Annotated in this window: 16 protein-coding genes; 10 read left to right on the forward strand and 6 right to left on the reverse strand. The window is 74.3% G+C overall.

All coding sequences use genetic code 11. From position 1 onward, the window contains the following. On the forward strand, window positions 1-1,206 hold a 1,206-nt coding region (locus LWC33_RS32980), incomplete at its 5' end, for a sensor histidine kinase (RefSeq protein WP_233308629.1). Then, window positions 1,203-1,652 (forward strand): response regulator, encoded by a 450-nt coding sequence (locus LWC33_RS32985; RefSeq protein WP_308191047.1) that lies wholly within the window; start codon window positions 1,203-1,205, stop codon window positions 1,650-1,652. The genes LWC33_RS32980 and LWC33_RS32985, both read left to right, overlap by 4 nt. A 9-nt stretch (window positions 1,653-1,661) precedes the next feature. On the opposite strand, the gene LWC33_RS32990 is transcribed toward LWC33_RS32985, so the two are convergent. Both LWC33_RS32990 and LWC33_RS32995 read right to left on the reverse strand, forming a co-directional pair. After that, window positions 1,662-2,057, reverse strand: coding sequence for a hypothetical protein (locus tag LWC33_RS32990; protein WP_233308630.1), 396 nt, complete (start codon window positions 2,055-2,057; stop codon window positions 1,662-1,664). Window positions 2,058-2,155: 98 nt separating this feature from the next. Next, window positions 2,156-2,497 carry a hypothetical protein gene (locus LWC33_RS32995; protein ID WP_233308631.1) on the reverse strand — a complete coding sequence of 114 codons (342 nt, stop codon included), beginning with the start codon at window positions 2,495-2,497 and terminating at the stop codon, window positions 2,156-2,158. 385 nt (window positions 2,498-2,882) lie between these two features. On the opposite strand from LWC33_RS32995, the gene purL reads away from it, so the two are divergent. The 5 genes from purL (at window position 2,883) to purM (ending at window position 10,812) form a co-directional block, all read left to right on the forward strand. After that, window positions 2,883-5,237 (forward strand): phosphoribosylformylglycinamidine synthase subunit PurL, encoded by a 2,355-nt coding sequence (gene purL / locus LWC33_RS33000; protein ID WP_233308632.1) that lies wholly within the window; start codon window positions 2,883-2,885, stop codon window positions 5,235-5,237. Further along, window positions 5,234-5,596 carry a sterol carrier family protein gene (locus LWC33_RS33005; protein WP_233308633.1) on the forward strand — a complete coding sequence of 121 codons (363 nt, stop codon included), beginning with the start codon at window positions 5,234-5,236 and terminating at the stop codon, window positions 5,594-5,596. Before purL ends, LWC33_RS33005 begins: the two co-directional genes overlap by 4 nt. A 141-nt stretch (window positions 5,597-5,737) precedes the next feature. Next, window positions 5,738-7,948: a putative bifunctional diguanylate cyclase/phosphodiesterase gene (locus tag LWC33_RS33010; protein ID WP_233308634.1), complete on the forward strand. Its 2,211-nt coding sequence runs from the start codon at window positions 5,738-5,740 to the stop codon at window positions 7,946-7,948. Between the two features lie 96 nt (window positions 7,949-8,044). Beyond that, window positions 8,045-9,586: an amidophosphoribosyltransferase gene (gene purF, locus LWC33_RS33015; protein ID WP_233308642.1), complete on the forward strand. Its 1,542-nt coding sequence runs from the start codon at window positions 8,045-8,047 to the stop codon at window positions 9,584-9,586. A 122-nt stretch (window positions 9,587-9,708) separates the two neighbouring features. After that, window positions 9,709-10,812 (forward strand): phosphoribosylformylglycinamidine cyclo-ligase, encoded by a 1,104-nt coding sequence (gene purM, locus LWC33_RS33020; RefSeq protein ID WP_233308635.1) that lies wholly within the window; start codon window positions 9,709-9,711, stop codon window positions 10,810-10,812. Window positions 10,813-10,827: 15 nt separating this feature from the next. On the opposite strand, the gene LWC33_RS33025 is transcribed toward purM, so the two are convergent. Then, window positions 10,828-11,523 (reverse strand): NUDIX hydrolase, encoded by a 696-nt coding sequence (locus tag LWC33_RS33025; protein ID WP_233308636.1) that lies wholly within the window; start codon window positions 11,521-11,523, stop codon window positions 10,828-10,830. A 334-nt stretch (window positions 11,524-11,857) separates the two neighbouring features. Next, complete coding sequence (locus LWC33_RS33030) at window positions 11,858-12,055, reverse strand: DUF3073 domain-containing protein (RefSeq protein WP_037049508.1); 198 nt, start codon at window positions 12,053-12,055, stop codon at window positions 11,858-11,860. Between the two features lie 220 nt (window positions 12,056-12,275). On the opposite strand from LWC33_RS33030, the gene LWC33_RS33035 reads away from it, so the two are divergent. After that, entirely contained in the window at window positions 12,276-13,112 is an 837-nt protein-coding gene (locus LWC33_RS33035; protein ID WP_233308637.1) for a DUF8083 family protein, read from the forward strand. On the opposite strand, the gene ygfZ is transcribed toward LWC33_RS33035, so the two are convergent. Together ygfZ and LWC33_RS33045 are read right to left on the reverse strand one after the other, a co-directional pair. Next, window positions 13,109-14,191: a CAF17-like 4Fe-4S cluster assembly/insertion protein YgfZ gene (gene ygfZ, locus LWC33_RS33040; RefSeq protein WP_233308638.1), complete on the reverse strand. Its 1,083-nt coding sequence runs from the start codon at window positions 14,189-14,191 to the stop codon at window positions 13,109-13,111. The genes LWC33_RS33035 and ygfZ overlap by 4 nt on opposite strands. Further along, a complete protein-coding gene (locus tag LWC33_RS33045) occupies window positions 14,188-14,646 on the reverse strand; it encodes a Fur family transcriptional regulator (protein ID WP_308191048.1) in 459 nt (152 codons plus the stop codon). The genes ygfZ and LWC33_RS33045 overlap by 4 nt, the downstream gene beginning before the upstream one ends. Window positions 14,647-14,834: 188 nt before the next feature. On the opposite strand from LWC33_RS33045, the gene LWC33_RS33050 reads away from it, so the two are divergent. Then, window positions 14,835-16,214, forward strand: a complete 1,380-nt coding sequence (locus LWC33_RS33050) for a hypothetical protein (protein WP_233308639.1) — start codon at window positions 14,835-14,837, stop codon at window positions 16,212-16,214. A 44-nt stretch (window positions 16,215-16,258) separates the two neighbouring features. Beyond that, a partial coding sequence (locus tag LWC33_RS33055) for a hypothetical protein (protein WP_233308640.1) occupies window positions 16,259-17,252 on the forward strand: 994 nt, incomplete at its 3' end.

The raw sequence follows: 17,252 nt of genomic DNA on the forward strand, positions 1-17,252 counted from the left end.
CGCGACTACGCCGAGCCCACGATCGCCGCGACGCGGACGGGCGCGCCGGGTCCGGACGTCCAGCAGGGCCGGCAGCTGTTCGACCAGGTCCGCGCGTCCTCCGCCGGGCTGCTCGACGACCTGCAGGGCGAGCGGCTCGCCGCCCGTCAGCGGCTCGACTCGTCGATCACCTTCCTGGCCGTCGTCGGGATCGCGATCACCGTCGTCGCCGCGGTGTTCCTGCTGCTCGCCGCGATCGGGCTGCGCAAGGTCATCCTGAGCCCGATCCGACGGGTCGCGGCCCAGACGCGTCAGGTGGTCGAGGGCTCGGTCGGCACGCGGGTGCTCGGCAGCGGCCCGCGCGAGATCGTGGAGCTCGGTGCCGACGTCGAGGCCATGCGCGCCCACATCCAGCGGGAGGTCGACGAGCTGCAGGAGGCCAACGCGCAGCTCGACGACCGCACCCGCGACCTCGAGCGCTCCAACCGCGACCTGGAGCAGTTCGCCTACGTCGCCAGCCACGACCTGCAGGAGCCGCTGCGCAAGGTGTCGAGCTTCTGCCAGCTGCTGCAGCGGCGCTACGGCGGCAAGCTCGACGAGCGGGCCGACCAGTACATCGAGTTCGCGGTCGACGGGGCGCAGCGCATGCAGCGGCTGATCAACGACCTGCTGGCCTTCTCCCGCGTCGGCCGCACCACCACCGGGTTCGAGCCGGTCGATCTGGGCAAGGTCGCGCGGGCCGCCGCGACCCAGCTGGCCTCCGCCGTGGAGGAGACCGGCGGCGAGGTCGTGATCGCGGACGGGTTGCCCACGGTGCCCGGCGATCCGTCACTGATCCAGCAGCTGCTGATGAACCTGATCGGCAACGGGCTGAAGTTCCACCGCGCGGACGTGCCGCCGCTCGTGCGGGTCGACGCCGTCCTGCGCGGCGACGAATGGGAGATCTCGGTGTCGGACAACGGCATCGGCATCGAGCCCGAGTTCGTCGACAAGATCTTCGTGATCTTCCAGCGTCTCCACGGCCGGGAGGTCTACGCCGGGACCGGCATCGGGCTGGCCCTGGCCAAGAAGATCGTCGAGTTCCACGGCGGCCGCATCTGGGTCGACCACGGCGCGGCGGACGAGCCCGGCACCACCTTCCGCCTGACCCTGCCGATGTCCCCGGCCGCCCCGCCCCCCGCCGACCCGGCCCTCGCCGGTGCGGTCCCGAGCAAGGAGTCCTCGTGAGCGAAGCCCTCACCGATCCCGCCCGCGTCGTCAACGTCCTGCTGGTCGAGGACGACCCGGGCGACGTCCTCATGACCCGCGAGGCCTTCGAGGAGCACCTGCACAACCGCCTCGACGTCGTCACCGACGGTGCGGCCGCGCTGGCCTACCTGCGCAACGAGGAGCCCTACGAGGACAGCCCGCGACCGGACCTGATCCTGCTCGACCTCAACCTGCCGCGCCGCGACGGCCGGGAGGTGCTCGCCGAGGTCAAGGCGGACGAGGAGCTGCGCTCGATCCCGGTCATCGTGCTCACCACCTCGCAGGCGGAGGAGGACGTGCTGCGCAGCTACCAACTGCACGCCAACGCCTACGTGACGAAGCCGGTGGACTTCGACGGCTTCATCGAGGCCATCAAGCAGATCGACCACTTCTTCGTCAGCGTGGTCAAGCTGCCGGGCAACTGACGGAGCCGGTCAGAGCATCGCGTCGATCTCGGCGCGGTGGTACTTGAGCGGTGTGGTCGGGAAGCCGAACTCGTCCTTGTGCAGCGCCGCAGAGCCGCACCAGCCGCAGCGGCCGGCGGCGTCGATCACCGCGCGACCCTCCAGCTCGGCCCGCCGATCGGTCGCGCGCGCAACTCCGCTCGCCGTCGAGCCCGGGCCGAGCGTGACGGGTGCGCCCGCGGCCAGCGCCGGCGGCTGCCGGCGCGCCTTGACCTGCTTGTAGATCCAGTACGCGCCCACCGGGATCGCGACGATCAGGGCGATCCCCAGCAGCCACTGGACCAGTCCGACGGCCACGCTGATCGCGATCCCCGCCAGCACCAGCACTCCGACGACCTGCGCGACGCGCAGCACGACCTTCGACACGACCGGCCTCCTCCGCACCCGACCCCTGTGACCGACGTTACCCGGGATCCGGCCGCGGGGGACTGGGCCGAACGGCCGGTGACCGGCGGCGGCAGCGCCTACCGCGGTGGTGTGGCCGCGATCGTCTCCTCGATCTCGTGACGGTGGAACGCGGCCGGGTGCATCACGCCGCCCAGCGCGTCGAGATGCATGGAGCGCTGACCGCACCAGCCGCAGCCGCCGGCCGCGTCGAAGACCGCGCGGCTCTCCACTTCGCGGCGCCGCTCCACCGCACTCGTCACGGCACGTTCCTCCTTCGCCCGCCGCTTCGCCCGCCGCTTCGCCACCGAGACGCGGTCGTAGACGAACCACGCGCCGAACGGCACGGCGAGGATCGCGGCCGTGATCAACAGCCACTTCACGATCGTGACGACCACGGCGATCACGATCAGCAGGGCCACGACATGGGCCGGTCGGCGAGGTCAGCGGCAGGCGCGCCATGGCCGTCGTAGACGGTCGTGTGGTCGTAGATCACCGCAAACTCGCCGAAGTCGCTTCCGTAGGACGTCTCGACGTAGCGGAGGTCGTGGCCGTGCCGGTCCTTCTCGACGCCGGGTTCCCGAGTGAGCGTGACCTGCTGCCCTTCCAGGCTGCTCCGCGCCTGCTCGGTCGCCTCGTCGCCGCCGTACGTACCGGGTTCGCACGCGTCGATGCCGATGACCTGGACGGTCCGCCCGTCGGAGGTGGAGAACGGGAACCGGGCGATCTTCGTTAGCGACGCTCATCGAATCTGGTGAGACGGACGGCTCGCCGAACCAGTCCTCCGCGACGTTTACGCTGGTACCCGTGACCGAGCTCGACGCCCGCACCGTCACCGACATCCCGATCGACACCGTCGCGAACGCCGCGGCCTCGCCCGACCAGCCGCAGCCCTTCCGCGAGCTGGGTCTCAAGGACGACGAGTACGCCCGCATCCGCGAGATCCTGGGCCGCAGGCCCACGGACGCCGAGCTGGCGATGTACTCGGTGATGTGGAGCGAGCACTGCTCCTACAAGTCCTCGAAGGTCCACCTGCGCTACTTCGGTGAGACCACGACCGACGCGATGAAGGAGAAGATGCTCGCCGGTATCGGCGAGAACGCCGGGGTGGTCGACATCGGCGACGGATGGGCCGTCACGTTCAAGGTCGAGTCGCACAACCACCCGTCGTACGTCGAGCCCTACCAGGGCGCCGCGACCGGTGTGGGCGGCATCGTCCGGGACATCATGGCGATGGGCGCACGGCCGATCGCGGTCGGCGACCCGCTGCGGTTCGGCCCCGCCGACGCCCCGGACACCGCGCGGGTGCTGCCGGGCGTGGTCGCCGGTGTCGGCGGCTACGGCAACTGTCTGGGGCTGCCCAACGTCGGCGGCGAGGTCGTGTTCGACGCCAGCTACGCCGGCAACCCGCTGGTCAACGCCCTGTGCGTGGGCGCGATGCGGACCGAGGACCTGCACCTGGCCTTCGCCTCCGGGACCGGCAACAAGATCATCCTGTTCGGCGCGCGGACGGGGCTCGACGGCATCGGTGGTGTCTCGGTGCTGGCCAGCGAGACCTTCGGCGAGGGCACCGGCCGCACGAAGCTGCCGAGCGTCCAGGTGGGCGACCCGTTCACCGAGAAGGTGCTCATCGAGTGCTGCCTGGAGCTGTTCCACGCCGGCCTGGTCGTCGGCATCCAGGACCTCGGCGGCGCCGGCCTCTCCTGCGCGACCTCCGAGCTGGCCAGCGCCGGCGACGGCGGTATGCACATCGAGCTCGACGCCGTCCCGCTGCGGGCCAGCGGCATGACCCCCGCCGAGATCCTCTCCAGCGAGTCGCAGGAGCGGATGTGCGCGGTCGTGGCGCCGGAGAACGTCGAGGCGTTCATGGCCGTCTGCCGCAGGTGGGACACGATCGCCACGGTGATCGGCGAGGTCACCGACGGGGACCGGCTGGTCATCGACTTCCACGGCGAGACCGTCGTCGACGTGCCGCCGCGCACCGTCGCGCACGACGGCCCTGTCTACCAGCGCCCCGTCGAGCGGGGCCCCGGCCAGGACGAGCTGGTGGCCGACACCCCGGCGGCGCTGCCCCGGCCCTCGGCGCCGTCCGAGCTGCGCGCCGAGATCCTGCGCATGGCCGCCTCGCCGAACCTCTGCAGCCGTGCGTGGGTCACCGACCAGTACGACCGGTACGTCCGCGGCAACACCGCCGCCGCGCAGCCCGCCGACGCCGGCGTGGTCCGGATCGACGAGTCCACCGGCCGCGGCATCGCCGTCGCCACCGACTGCAACGCCCGGTTCGCGGCGCTGAACCCCTACGCGGGCGCGCAGCTGGCGCTGGCCGAGGCCTACCGGAACGTCGCCACCTCCGGCTCCGTGCCGCTCGCCGTGACCAACTGCCTGAACTTCGGCTCGCCGGAGGACCCGCACGTCATGTGGCAGTTCTCCGAGGCCGTCCGGGGCCTGGCCGACGGCTGTGCCCAGCTCGGGATCCCGGTGACCGGCGGGAACGTCAGCTTCTACAACCAGACGGGCACGCAGGCGATCCTGCCGACCCCGGTCGTCGGCGTGCTCGGCGTGATCGACGACGTGGCCGTGCGCGTCCCGTCCGGCTTCCGCCGCGAGGCCGACGTCGTCGTCCTGCTCGGGTCGACGGCCGACGAGCTGGGCGGTAGCGAGTGGGCGCACGTCGTGCACGGGCACCTGGGCGGCGAGCCTCCCGCCGTGGACCTGGCGCACGAGCAGCGGCTGGCGCAGCTGCTGGTCGCGCAGGCCGGCGTGCTGACCGGCAGCCACGACCTGTCCGAGGGCGGCCTGGCCCAGGCCCTGGTCGAGGCCGCCCTGGTCGGCGGGCACGGCGCGGCCGTCGCGCTGCCGGCCGCGCTGGCGGTGGACCCGTTCGTCGCGCTGTTCTCCGAGAGCACCGGGCGTGTGCTGGTCACGGTGGCGCCCGAGGCGGCCGACGCGCTGCTCGCCGCGGCCGCCGAGGCGGGCGTCCCGGCCGAGCGCCTCGGCACGGTCGGCGCGAGCGAGGAGTCGGGCGGAGCGGCGGGCGCCGGGCTCACGATCGACGACATCCCCACGCTGCCGCTCGCCGAGCTGCGCGCGGCGTGGGAGGGCACCCTGCCCGCCCTGTTCGAGGCCGGCCGCGAGGCCCGGGCGGGCGCCGAGACCCTGTGACCGAGCCCGTGACCGACCCGGCGAACGAGGCCGATCTGCTCGACGCGTGGCTGGCCGGCGGTACCACGCCGCCACGCAGCGTGATCAAGGAGGCGGTGAAGGAGTCCCTCGCCGCTCTGGCCGAGCGGGCGCCGGGGCACAGTGTCGAGGTCCGGATCCCGCCCTACGCGGCGATCCAGTGCATCGAGGGGCCGCGGCACACCCGCGGCACCCCGCCGAACATCGTCGAGATGGACGCCCGCACCTGGCTCGCGCTCGCGACGGGCCGTCTGAACTGGGCGAACGCCGTGGGATCCGGCACGGTGAGCGCCTCGGGGTCCCGCGCCCCGGAGGTCGGGGCGCTGCTCCCACTGCGCTGAAGGCCCCGTCCGGTGGGCCCGCCCGATCCCCGGAACGGGCGACGCCTGCGCCGTACTGGTGGCGAAACGGCGTCATGAGGTCGAAGATTGCCCCGATCGGCACACGGACGGGTCCGAGGGGCGACGGGAGGTGGCTGCGTGGTGGCAGCGGGTAGCCTCCCGGGCCCCGACGACCTGCCGGCCGGACTGTTGCGCACGGCTGCGGCCGGAGCGCTCGGCGGGCTCGGCGGCATCCTCGGCGAGCAGCCGGGTCCCGAGATCCGTTCGCTCGCGGAGCGCTGGGCCGAGCTGCTGCCGAACGCCGGGATCGAGGACGCGGGCGTGCTCGCGTCGTTGCTCACCCGGTTGGGGGCCGCGCTGCGCGCCGAACCCTTCTGGCCGTTGGCCGTCCGGGGGATCGGGTCCGACCTGGCCGCGTCGGGCTTCTGCGGGGACCGGGCCGGGCTGGTCGGAGCCGCGCCGGAGGACGTCCTGCCCGGCACCGTCCGGCTGCTGAGGGAGGCCGCCCCGGGCGCCCTCGGCATGACCTCGCCGCTGGACCGGCAGCGACTGTCCCTCGCGCTCGACGAGCTGGCCGCCGGGTTCGCCGGGGCCCTGAGGTTCCGCGCCCACCAGGCGCAGGAGGACCTCATGCGCGCCACCCTGCGGGCCCGCCGGGACGTCGAGAAGGCGCTGGCGGAGAGCGAGTCGCACTACCGCACGATCTACACCCAGGGCCCGGTCGGCATCGCGATCGCGACGCTGGAGGGCGAGGTCGTCGACCTCAACCCGGCCGCCTGCCGGATGCTGGGCATGCTGGAGCGCCCCAGCCTGCCGCGGCCCGTGTCCGACTTCATCCACCCGGACGACTACGAGGCCTTCGACGCCTCCTACCGCCGCCTGGTCTCCGGCACCCCGGACACCGTGAGCATCGACGTCCGGTTCGCCGGGCCGACCCGGATGTACGTCTGGGGACACGTCACCGGCTCGCTGATCCGGGACGACACGGGCCGGCCGAGCCACCTCATCGGCGTGATCGAGGACGTCTCCGAGCGGTACCGGCTGCGCACGCGGCTCGTCGAGGCGTCGTCGCGCGACCGGCTCACCCGGCTGCCGAACCGGGACATCACCGAGGAGGCCGTGCAGCAGGCGTTCGCCGGCTCGGCGACCCGGGTGGGGCTGTGCGCGATCGACGTCGACGACTTCCGCCGGGTCAACGAGATCCACGGGCACGCCGTGGGCGACGAGCTGCTGGCCGCACTGGCCGACCGGCTGCGCACCGCGGCCGGTCCGCACCTGGTCACCCGGACCGGCGGCGACGAGTTCGCCGTGCTGTTGACCGACCCCGAGGGCGTCGGCGAGGTGTCGGCGGTCGCCGACCGGCTGCTGGAGGCCCTCGCCGCGCCCTTCCACGTCTCGGGCCGGTGGATCGGGGTCACGGCCAGCATCGGGATCGCCCAGGGCGGCACCGCGTCGGAGTGCCCGGCCGAGCTGCAGCGGGCGGCGGGCGTGGCGCTGTCCTGGGCGAAAGGTCAGGGCGGTGGAACACGTGCGGTGTTCGACCCGGAGCGCGACGCCGGGGAGGCGGCCCGGTTCGCGCTGCTCGCGAGCCTGCGCGGGGCCGTCGAGCGGGACCAGTTCCGGTTGGCCTACCAGCCGTTGGTGCGGTTGACCGACCGGTCGGTGCGCGGCGTCGAGGCGCTCGTGCGGTGGGAGCACCCGGAGCAGGGGCTGCTCGGGCCCGGCCGGTTCATCGAGCTCGCCGAGCGCAGCGGCGCGATCGTGCCGCTCGGCCGGTGGGTGCTGGCCGAGGCCTGCCGGGAGGCGGCGTCCTGGCAACGGGAACTGGGCGTCGACGCGCCCTACGTGAGCGTCAACGTCTCCCCGGTGCAGCTGCCGGAGCCGGGGTTCGTCGAGGAGGTGGTCACCCGGCTGGCCGAGACCGGGCTCGCCCCGGACCGGCTGCAGCTCGAGATCACCGAGCAGGCGGTGCTGGGCGACGAGCCCGCGACCATGGACGCGCTGTCCGCGCTGCGCGCCGCGGGCGTGCGCCTCGCCCTCGACGACTTCGGCACCGGCTACTCCAGCCTCGCGTGGCTGCGCCGCCTGCCCGTGCACGCGTTGAAGATCGACGGCTCGTTCATCGACGGGCTCCGGCACGAGAGCCCGGACCCCGTGGACGAGAGCATCGTGGGCTCGTTGGTCGCCATGGCGCACGCACTCGGCCTCGAGGTCACGGCCGAATGGGTGGAGACGGACGTGCAGGCGGAGCGGCTCCGCCGGCTCGGGTGCGACCTCGGACAGGGCCGGTGGTTCGGTGACGCCGGTCCCGCTGGATGGGTTCCGGGCCTGCGGCGGCGTACCATCGAGTAGCCGCCACCCCGAGTTCCCCGAGGAGCGAGTGCGTTGAGTTCCAGCCGGAACGAGACCCCCGTCCACTCCGACACCCCCTCCGCCACCGCCGACCCCGTGGTCGACGACTCCCCCAAGGAGGAGTGCGGCGTCTTCGGCGTCTGGGCTCCGGGGGAGGACGTGGCCAAGCTGACCTACTACGGCCTCTACGCCCTGCAGCACCGCGGGCAGGAGGCCGCCGGCATCGCCGTCTCGGACGGCCGCCGGATGGTCGTCTTCAAGGACCTCGGGCTGGTCAGCCAGGTCTTCGACGAGCAGACCCTGTCCTCGCTGCGCGGTCACCTGGCCGTCGGCCACTGCCGGTACTCCACCACCGGGTCCACGACCTGGGAGAACGCGCAGCCGGTCTTCACCACCACCGCCACCGGGAGCGGCCTGGCCCTCGGGCACAACGGCAACCTGGTGAACACCGCGGAGCTGCGCGAGGAGGTCGGGAAGCTCCAGGACAAGGGTCGCGACTCCGGGGTGCAGGCCACCACGGACTCGGACCTGGTCGCCGAGCTGCTCGCCGCCTCCGCCGCGGACACCGGCGTGGAGGAGGCCGCGATGCGGCTGCTGCCGCGCGTCCGCGGTGCCTTCTCCTTCGTCTTCGCCGACGAGAACACCCTCTACGCCGCCCGCGACCCGCACGGCGTCCGCCCGCTGGTCCTCGGCCGGTTGGAGCGGGGCTGGGTCGTCGCGAGCGAGACGGCGGCGCTGGACATCGTCGGTGCCTCGATGGTCCGTGAGGTCGAGCCGGGCGAGCTGCTCGCGATCGACTCCGACGGCATGCGCAGCGCTCGGTTCGCCGCCCCGGAACCCAAGGGCTGCGTCTTCGAGTACGTCTACCTGGCCCGCCCGGACACCTCGATCGCCGGCCGTTCGGTGCACGGCGCGCGCGTCGAGATCGGGCGCCGGCTGGCCCAGGAGGCCCCGGTCGAGGCCGACCTGGTGATCCCGGTCCCCGAGTCCGGCACCCCGGCTGCGATCGGCTACGCCCAGGGTTCGGGCATCCCCTACGGCCAGGGCCTGGTCAAGAACGCCTACGTCGGCCGGACCTTCATCCAGCCCTCGCAGACGATCCGCCAGCTCGGGATCCGGCTCAAGCTCAACCCGCTGCGCGACGTCATCCGCGGCAAGCGCCTGGTCGTGGTGGACGACTCGATCGTCCGCGGCAACACCCAGCGCGCGCTCGTGCGGATGCTGCGCGAGGCCGGGGCGCTCGAGGTGCACGTCCGGATCGCCTCGCCGCCCGTGCGCTGGCCCTGCTTCTACGGCATCGACTTCGCCAGCCGGGCGGAGCTGGTCGCGAGCGGGCTGGACACCGAGGGCGTGCGGCGCTCCATCGGGGCGGACTCGCTCGCCTACGTGTCGGTCGACAACATGGTCGCGGCCAGCGAGCAGCCCCGCAGCCGGCTGTGCTGTGCCTGCTTCGACGGCGAGTACCCGATCCCGCTGCCGGAGGAGGCCCGCCTGGGCAAGCACCTCCTCGAGGCCCCGGCGCTCGAGGCCGCGGGCGCGGCGTCCGGCGACCCCGGGCCGCTGCGGGAGAACGCCCGGGACACCCCGGCGCCGCTGTCCGTCGGCTACGGTGCTGCGGAAGCGCTGAACAGGCCCTGAGGCCTGTGCCGGCCCGGTCCGCCACCGCGGGCCGGGCGGCCGGGGCGGTGCACGCCCGCCGACCCGGCGGACGCGGGTGCCCCCGCGTCCGAGACCTCCCTCCAGGAACGAGAGCCCGACCCATGCCGACCTCCCCGTCGACCCCCGAGCAGGACCCGCACGCCAGCTACGCCGCCGCGGGCGTGGACATCGAGGCGGGTGAGGAGGCCGTCGAGCAGCTCCGGCCGTACGCCGAGAAGGCGACGCGCCCGGAGGTGCTGGGCGGGATCGGGGGGTTCGCCGGGCTGTTCGCGCCCAAGCTCGGCAAGTACACCGAGCCGGTGCTGGCCGCGTCGACGGACGGGGTGGGGACCAAGGTCGCCATCGCGCAGGCGATGGACAAGCACGACACCATCGGCCTCGACCTGGTCGCCATGGTGGTCGACGACCTGGTGGTCTGCGGCGCGGAGCCGCTGTTCCTGCAGGACTACATCGCCGTCGGCAAGCTCGTGCCCACGCAGGTCGCCACGATCGTCAAGGGCATCGCCGAGGGTTGCCAGCAGGCCGGCTGCGCCCTGCTCGGTGGCGAGACGGCCGAGCACCCGGGCCTGATGGAGGCCGGCGGGTACGACCTGTCGGCCACCGGGATCGGGATCGTCGAGGCCGAGGCCATGCTGCGGCCCGAGCGGGTCCGCCCCGGCGACGTGCTCATCGCGATGGAGTCCTCCGGCCTGCACTCCAACGGCTACTCGCTCGCTCGGCACGTGCTGCTGGACATCGCCCGGATGCCGCTCGACGGGCACGTCGAGGAGTTCGGCCACACCCTGGGCGAGGAGCTGCTGGTCCCGACCCGGATCTACGCCCGGGACTGCCTGGCCCTGGCGGCGGAGACCGGCGTGCGGACCTTCGCGCACATCACCGGCGGCGGGCTGGCCCGCAACCTCGAGCGCGTGCTGCCCAACGGGCTGGTGGCCGTCGCCGACCGCGGGTCCTGGACCCCGGACCAGGTGTTCAAGCTGATCCAGGGCCGCGGCCGGGTCGAGCGCGGCGAGATGGAGAAGACCTTCAACATGGGCGTCGGGATGGTGGCGGTCCTGCCGCCCGACGACGTCGACCGCGCCCTCGCCGTCCTCACCGCCCGGCACGTGCCGGCCTGGGTGCTCGGCGACGTCCGGCGCGCCGAGGGCGAGACCTCCGGCGAGGTCGGGTCCCGGGTGCAGCTGGTGGGCGAGCACCCCCGCTTCTGAGGAGCGGTCCGCGGGTCAGGCGTGGGCCACGGCGACGGGCTCGCGGAGCATCGGCGGGTGCAGCGCGGTGGCCGGGCCACGGCGGAAGAGCTGCGGCGGCCGGCCACGGCCCCCGGTGACCCGGGTGGCCGTCGGGATGAGGAAGCCGGGCGTCGAGGTGACCTTGCGCTGGAAGTTGCGCGGGTCGATCTCGGTGCGCCACACGGCCTCGTAGACCCGGCGCAGGTCGGTGACCGTGAACTCCGGCGGGCAGAAGGTCGCGGCGAGGGTGGTGTACTCCAGCTTCGCCCGGGCCCGCTCCACGCCGTTCGCGAGGATCGTGTCGTGGTCGAAGGCCAGCCCGTAGACGTCCTCGACGGGAAGGAACGCCGCCGTCGCGCCGGTGGGCTCGGGGTCCGGTACGTCGGGCAGTAGCGCCAGATAGCCCATGCTGAGCACCCGGCCGCGCGGGTCCCGGCCCGGTGCCGCGTACCCGCCCAGCTGCTCGAGGTGCCCTTGCACCGCGCCCTGCGTGGCGGCGCCGGTCTGCTCGACCAGCTCACGCGCCGCGGTGTCCCCGAGGTCCTCGTCGGGCCGGACGAAGCCGCCGGGCAGCGCCCAGTGGCTCTCGTAGGGCCGCTCCGCGCGCCGGACGAGCAGGACGTTGAGCTGGTCGTGGCGCACGGTCAGGACCACCAGGTCCACCGCCACCGCGAACAGGTTCCCGCGCATCGCTCACCGCCTTCTCGTCGGCGTGAGGCTATCGGGTGAAGATCGATCGCCGCAGGGTGGGCGGTACGTCCGATCCCATTCCCGGCGATGCGCCGGGAACGGCGCTGACCTGCGACGGAGCTCGTTGACGGCGCAGCGTGGTCGGCCTCCGGGGCGGTCCGCCGCCCGGGCGTGGCGCGACGACCGTGGGAAGGCTCACGTTCCCGTGCGGGCACGGGGACACGGCGAACGGCCACGACGGACGCCTCCCACCCGTCCGGCGACGGGTGGGAGGGCGCGTCGTGACGTGCGGTGGTGCTGAACAGCCGCCCCGGCGGTGGGCGGGAGGACCGCGCTAGCGGCGCTCGTCGTCCTCGTCGTCGGCGTACGACCCGTAGCGCTCGGCGTACTCGTCGTACGACTCGTCGTCGTCGGTTACCGCCGTCCCACTGCCGATCTCCCGCTGCAACGCGTCGAGATCCATGGTGGGGGAGCTGTACTTGAGCGCTCGGGCCACCTTCGTCTGCTTGGCCTTGGCTCGTCCGCGCCCCATGGCTGGTCCCCCTTACAACAGGGAAGGGGCGGCCGGATGTCTCGGCGGCCCCGTCTGTGTCATCACTGTCCTGGGCTCCACAGTACCGTGCGGGACCGCGAGCGTGCGACGTGGCATGCATGGTGTGACCGAGTTCCGTGCGCGGTCCGCGCCGCACAGGCCACCGGATCGTGCGGAGGCCGTGTCCGCCGGGCGGGCCGGTGCGGAAGGATCTCGGACCGTGCCGTCGCCGTTCCTCTCCTACCTGCGGGTCTACGAGCCGCTGCGCGCGTTCGACGGTGCGTCGGGCGCCGCCGTGCGGGCGGGGCTCGCGCGCGGGGCCGTCCGGCCGGAGCGGGCAGGCCGGCGGGAGCGCGAGGTGTGCCTGCGGGCGATGCTGCACGGGCGGCTCCTCCCGGGCGACGCCGGCGGCGGCGCGGGCGCCCCGGTCGACGTGCTGGTCCTCGGTGGGGAGGGTGGCGAACCGTTCGTCTGCCCGCTCGACACGCGCCCGCGCGCCGCGGCGGCCGTGCTGGGCTTCCTGGCCGAGGAGGACCCGCTGCTGCGGTCCTCCGCACTCGTCGTCCCGGAGTCCGCGGCGCGTCGCCGGGCGGAACGGGCCGTGGCCGAGCTCGGGGACTCCGCGGCCCACGTCGTCACGGCCGCGTGGACCGTCCCGCTGCCCTGGTTCGCCCTGGTCGACGCCGAGGAACGGCAGGTCAGGCTGGATGCGCAGCGTCGCGTCTGGTGGCGGGTGCCGATCAGGAAGGCGCTCGGCCGGGCGGCGCAGGCCGAGCGGGTGGTGCGCGCCGCCCTCGGCGACGAGGGGCCCGCGGAGGTGCTCGCCGAGACCCACGGCTGGCTCGAGCGCTTCGACCGGACCTCGATCGTCGAGCTCGACTACGGCGGCCTCGTCGACCTGCTCGACGACGCCGCCCTGCGCGCCGACGACTCGGCGGACGAGGTCCGGCGCGCCTTGCGGCTGCTGCGCGCGGGGGACCTCGACGAGGCCACCGAGTGCTACGGCCGGCTGCGGGACTTCTGGGGCCGGGTCGCGGCCCGGCAGCGGGACGGCTAGCGCACGCGGAGCTGGGCGGCGCGCCCGGGCGGCGGGGCGCCGTCGTCGGGCACGTACGAGTCCGGGTCGATGGCCGCGGGCGACGTCCGCTCCCCGGTCCCGGCGACCAGTTCGGTGTCGACGGGCACCGAGCGCTTGAGCAGGGCCAGCACCACCGAGCCCAGCTCGTGGTGCTGTGTGACACTCCCCACACGCCCGACGGTGCGCCCGTCCTTCTGGACGGGGTCGCCGGTCACGGGCAGCTCCTCGTCGCCGGCGTCGAGGTGCAGCAGCACCAGTCGGCGTGGCGGGCGCCCGAGGTTGGCGACGCGGGCGACCGTCTCCTGGCCGCGGTAGCAGCCCTTGGTGAGGTGCACGGCCGACGGGATCCAGCCGACCTCGTGCGGGATCGTCCGGTCGTCCGTGTCGAGATGCACTCGGGGGCGCCGCGCCTCCACCCGGAGCGCCTCGAAGGCCATCGTCCCGGCGGGGCGGGCGCCGGCGGCCGTCAGCCTCGCCCACCAGGCGTCGCGCTCGGCGCGGGGGACGAGCACGTCGGCGGCGTCGGGTCCGGGCCACGGCATGCGCCGCACCAGTCCGCCCTCCGGGATTGCGGCGCTCGCGTAGGCCCCCTCGGGCGCCGGGAGGCCGGCCGCGGCGAGGACGGCGGCGGTGTCCGGCCCCACCAGGGACAGCACGGCCAGCTCGCCGGTCGCGTCGCGCGGCTCGACCTTCGACCAGAACACCATCTTCTGCAGGTAGGCCAGCAGCTCGGCCAGGTCGTCCTGTTCCGTGTCGAGCCAGACCGTGTCGCCCACGTGCGAGACGAGGGCGTGGTGGAGCACCCGGCCCTGCGCGTCGAGGATCAGCGCCTCGGTGCCGGCGCCCTCCGGTAGCTCGCTGACGTGCTGGCTCAGCAGCAGGTGCAGCCAGCTCAGCCGCTCCTCGCCCGGCACGGCGATCACGCCGCGGTGGGAACGGTCGACGACGGCGGCCGAGCGGGCCATCGCGCGCTGCTCGGCGAGCGGGTCGCCGCGGTGGGCGGGGACGGCGGCGTCGGGGTCCGGCTGCTCGACCGTCTGCTCGGGGACCTCGGTCACGCGTGTGTCTCCTTCTCCTCGAGCTCCTCGGCCACCTTCCGGTCGGCATCGCGACAGCTCGCGCACCGCCCGGAGAGCGCGACGTGCGTGACGTCGAGCTCGAAGTCCTCCTGCTCGCGCAGCCGGTCGGCCAGCGCCTCCATCAGGGCCGTGGGCGCCTCGCTCACCGCGCCGCAGTGGTGGCACACGAGGTGGACGTGCTCGTGCTCCCGCTCGGAGTAGGTCGGCGCACCGTGGCCGAGATGGGTGTGCCGGACGAGCCGCAGCTCCTCGAGCAGGTCGAGCGTGCGGTACACGGTGGTGATGTTCACCGCGGGCGCGGCGCGCTGCACCTGGGTGCAGATCTGCTCGGGTGTGGCGTGGCCCAGCTCGCGGACCGCGTCGAGGACCAGCTGGCGCTGGGGCGTCATCCGCAGGCCGCGCCGGTGCAGCGTCGACTTGAGCGAGGTGTCCACGAACCCGATGGTAGGCGCGTCGGCGCGCGTGGGACGGTGGCGAGGGTGAGTGCTCCACGGCCCGCTGTCGCAAGTCGACTGGCCGGGTGGAGTCGTGCTCCGTTAGGGTGAACGCTTCTGAACGCGAGTACGGATCTCCCTACCCTCGGCGAGGTGAGTGGCGGGGCGGCGACGGAAAGGGTCGGGACATGACGGCTGACGGGGGTGAGCGCTCGCTCGGTGCCCCGAGGTTCGACGTCGTGCTCCGTGGCTACGACCGCAGGCAGGTCGACGAGCACGTGGCGCGCCTGCAGCGGGTCCTGGCCCGCATGCGCGCGGACCTCGACGCCGTCCGCAGCCACCCGTTCCCCGCCGTGGGGCCGCAGCCGGGCATGGGTCCGCAGCGCCCGATGGGCCCCGGCGGCCCGATGGGCCCGCAGCCGGGACCGCAGCAGGGACCGCCGCCCCCGGGGGCCCGCCCGCGTCCCACGCCGCGGGCCCGGCCGGGCGGACCCGAGTCGCCCGACATGATCGGCTCCTTCACCGACCGGATGCAGAGCATCCTGCAGGCCGCCGAGGAGGAGGCCGAGGAGATCCGGTCCGCCGCCCGGCGCGACGCCCGGAACGAGGCCGAGTCGCTGCGCAAGGAGCAGGAGGGTGCGCGGACCGAGCTCGCCGAGCTGAGCCGCCAGCGCGACGCCGTCGTCGCCGAGCTGACCCGTCTCCGCGGCCAGCTCGAGGGCCTGCTCGGCGCCCCGACCGCGCGGTTCGCCGTGACCCCGCCGACGGCCGGCGCGTCCTCGCCGCCGAAGGGGGAGGAGGCGCGGACCGAACGGCCCGGCCGGCCGAGCCCGCGTCCGAAGGCCGGACCGGCGCCCGCAGAGGGTCCGGCCGCGGGGGCCGCCGCCCAGCCGTTGCCGGGTGCCGCGCCGTCGCAGGCGCCGTCACAGCCCGGTTCGCAGTCCGTCTCCCAGGCCGGTTCCCCGGCCGAGGAGACGACGGCGGTCCGGCTTCCCGAGGCCGCGCCCGGTTCCGCGCCCGGCGACCTCTTCCTGCCCGCGTCCGAGGCCCGCGGCGAGAACCGCCCGGAGCTCGACGACGACGCCGAGCCGGCCACCGCGATGGTGCCGCTCACGTCGTCCGATGAGGACGGCGAGAAGCCCGAACCGCCTGCGCGGCAGGTGGAACCGGACCGCACCGTCGCGGTGTCGGCGGTCTCGGCGCGGTCCCCGGTGAAGCGATCCGGGGACACCGGATCGGCTGAAAAGTCGGGCGCGGCCGCGCCCTCCGCAGGGTCGGACACGCCGGGTGACACGCCCGAGGCCAAGGCCGAGCCGACGGCGAGGGGACCGGCCGACGAGGTGTCCGAGACCGTCAAGGTCGGCGCGGTACGGCCTGCGCCCGCCCCGCCCGGCGACGCCTCGAAGGGACGAAACGGCAGGTCAGGGCCTCCCGACGAGTCGCGCGGGAGCACGTCGAAGGGCGAGAGAAACGGTTCGGGTGCGTCATCGTCCGGCTCTGGACGATCGTCCGGGCGCGACGACGCGGCCCGTTCGGACCGGTCGACCTCGGGGTCACGCTCCGGATAGAACGATTGCGCACCGTGACGTAGATCGGCGTAGCGTGCGCGCCCATGGAGCAGGCGTTCTCGGCTGACGTCCTCGTGCCGCTGGGCGTCGGGGCCGCGGCCTTGGTGATCGCGGTCGTGATCGTCGTCGTGCGTGCGCTGCGCGGCAAGGCGAGGAGCCGGCCCGTGGCCGAGCCCACGCACGCGGACTGGACCGGCGAGTCCGTCGGCGAGATGCCCGCTCCGCGTCCGGCACCCGAGGCCGCCCCGGTTGCCATGGCGGTCGGAGCCGGGAGCGCCGACCAGGCGCGCCCGCGCACGGTGGCCGACGCCGTGGCCGTCCGGGAGGCCGACACCGCGCCGCTTCCCGTGCAGTCCGACGTCCTGCTGGCCCGCGCCCGCGCCCACCGTGCGGCGGCCGAGCACGCTGCCGCGATCCAGGCCGAGGCCCGTCGCGCCGCGACCGGCGAACCCGGCCAGGCGCCGGAGGAGTCGTCCGTCGGTGAACCGGGTAGCGGGGACAGGGCCGGTGCGGAACGCGCCGACGGCCGCGCGACCGCCGGCGGTGCGCAGCCCGCGTCGGCCCCCTCGCTCGCCGACGAGGTCGAGGCCGAGGTCGAGGCTGACGCCGACCCCCGGCACACAGGGACGTCCGACGTTGTGGGCGCGGCCTCCGGCCCCTTGGCCGGCTCGCTGCATGGGGCCGATGTCGATGCTGCCGGTCCCCGCGCTGCCGCCACGGCACAGTGGCCGGCCGAGGTTTGCACGTCCGCTTCGATCGACGCGCAGCAGGGGCCGACAGGCCGGACAACGGCTCGACCCGTCCGGGCGGAGGAGGAGGCCGAGGCACCTGCGCTCACGCCCGCGGCCCGCGCCGCGCGCCTGACCGAGGCGGCGAAGGGCGCGCCGACCCCGTTCGCCCGCGCCCGCGTCGCCGAGCAGGGTGTCGTCAAGCGCAAGGCCGCTGAGCAGGGGGCCGCTGAGCAGGGGGCCGCTGAGCAGGGGGCCGCTGAGCAGGGTGCCGCTGAGCAGGGGGCCGCTGAGCAGGGGGCCGCTGAGC

It is taken from the genome of Pseudonocardia terrae (assembly GCF_021343995.1).
Lineage (GTDB): Bacteria > Actinomycetota > Actinomycetes > Mycobacteriales > Pseudonocardiaceae > Pseudonocardia > Pseudonocardia terrae.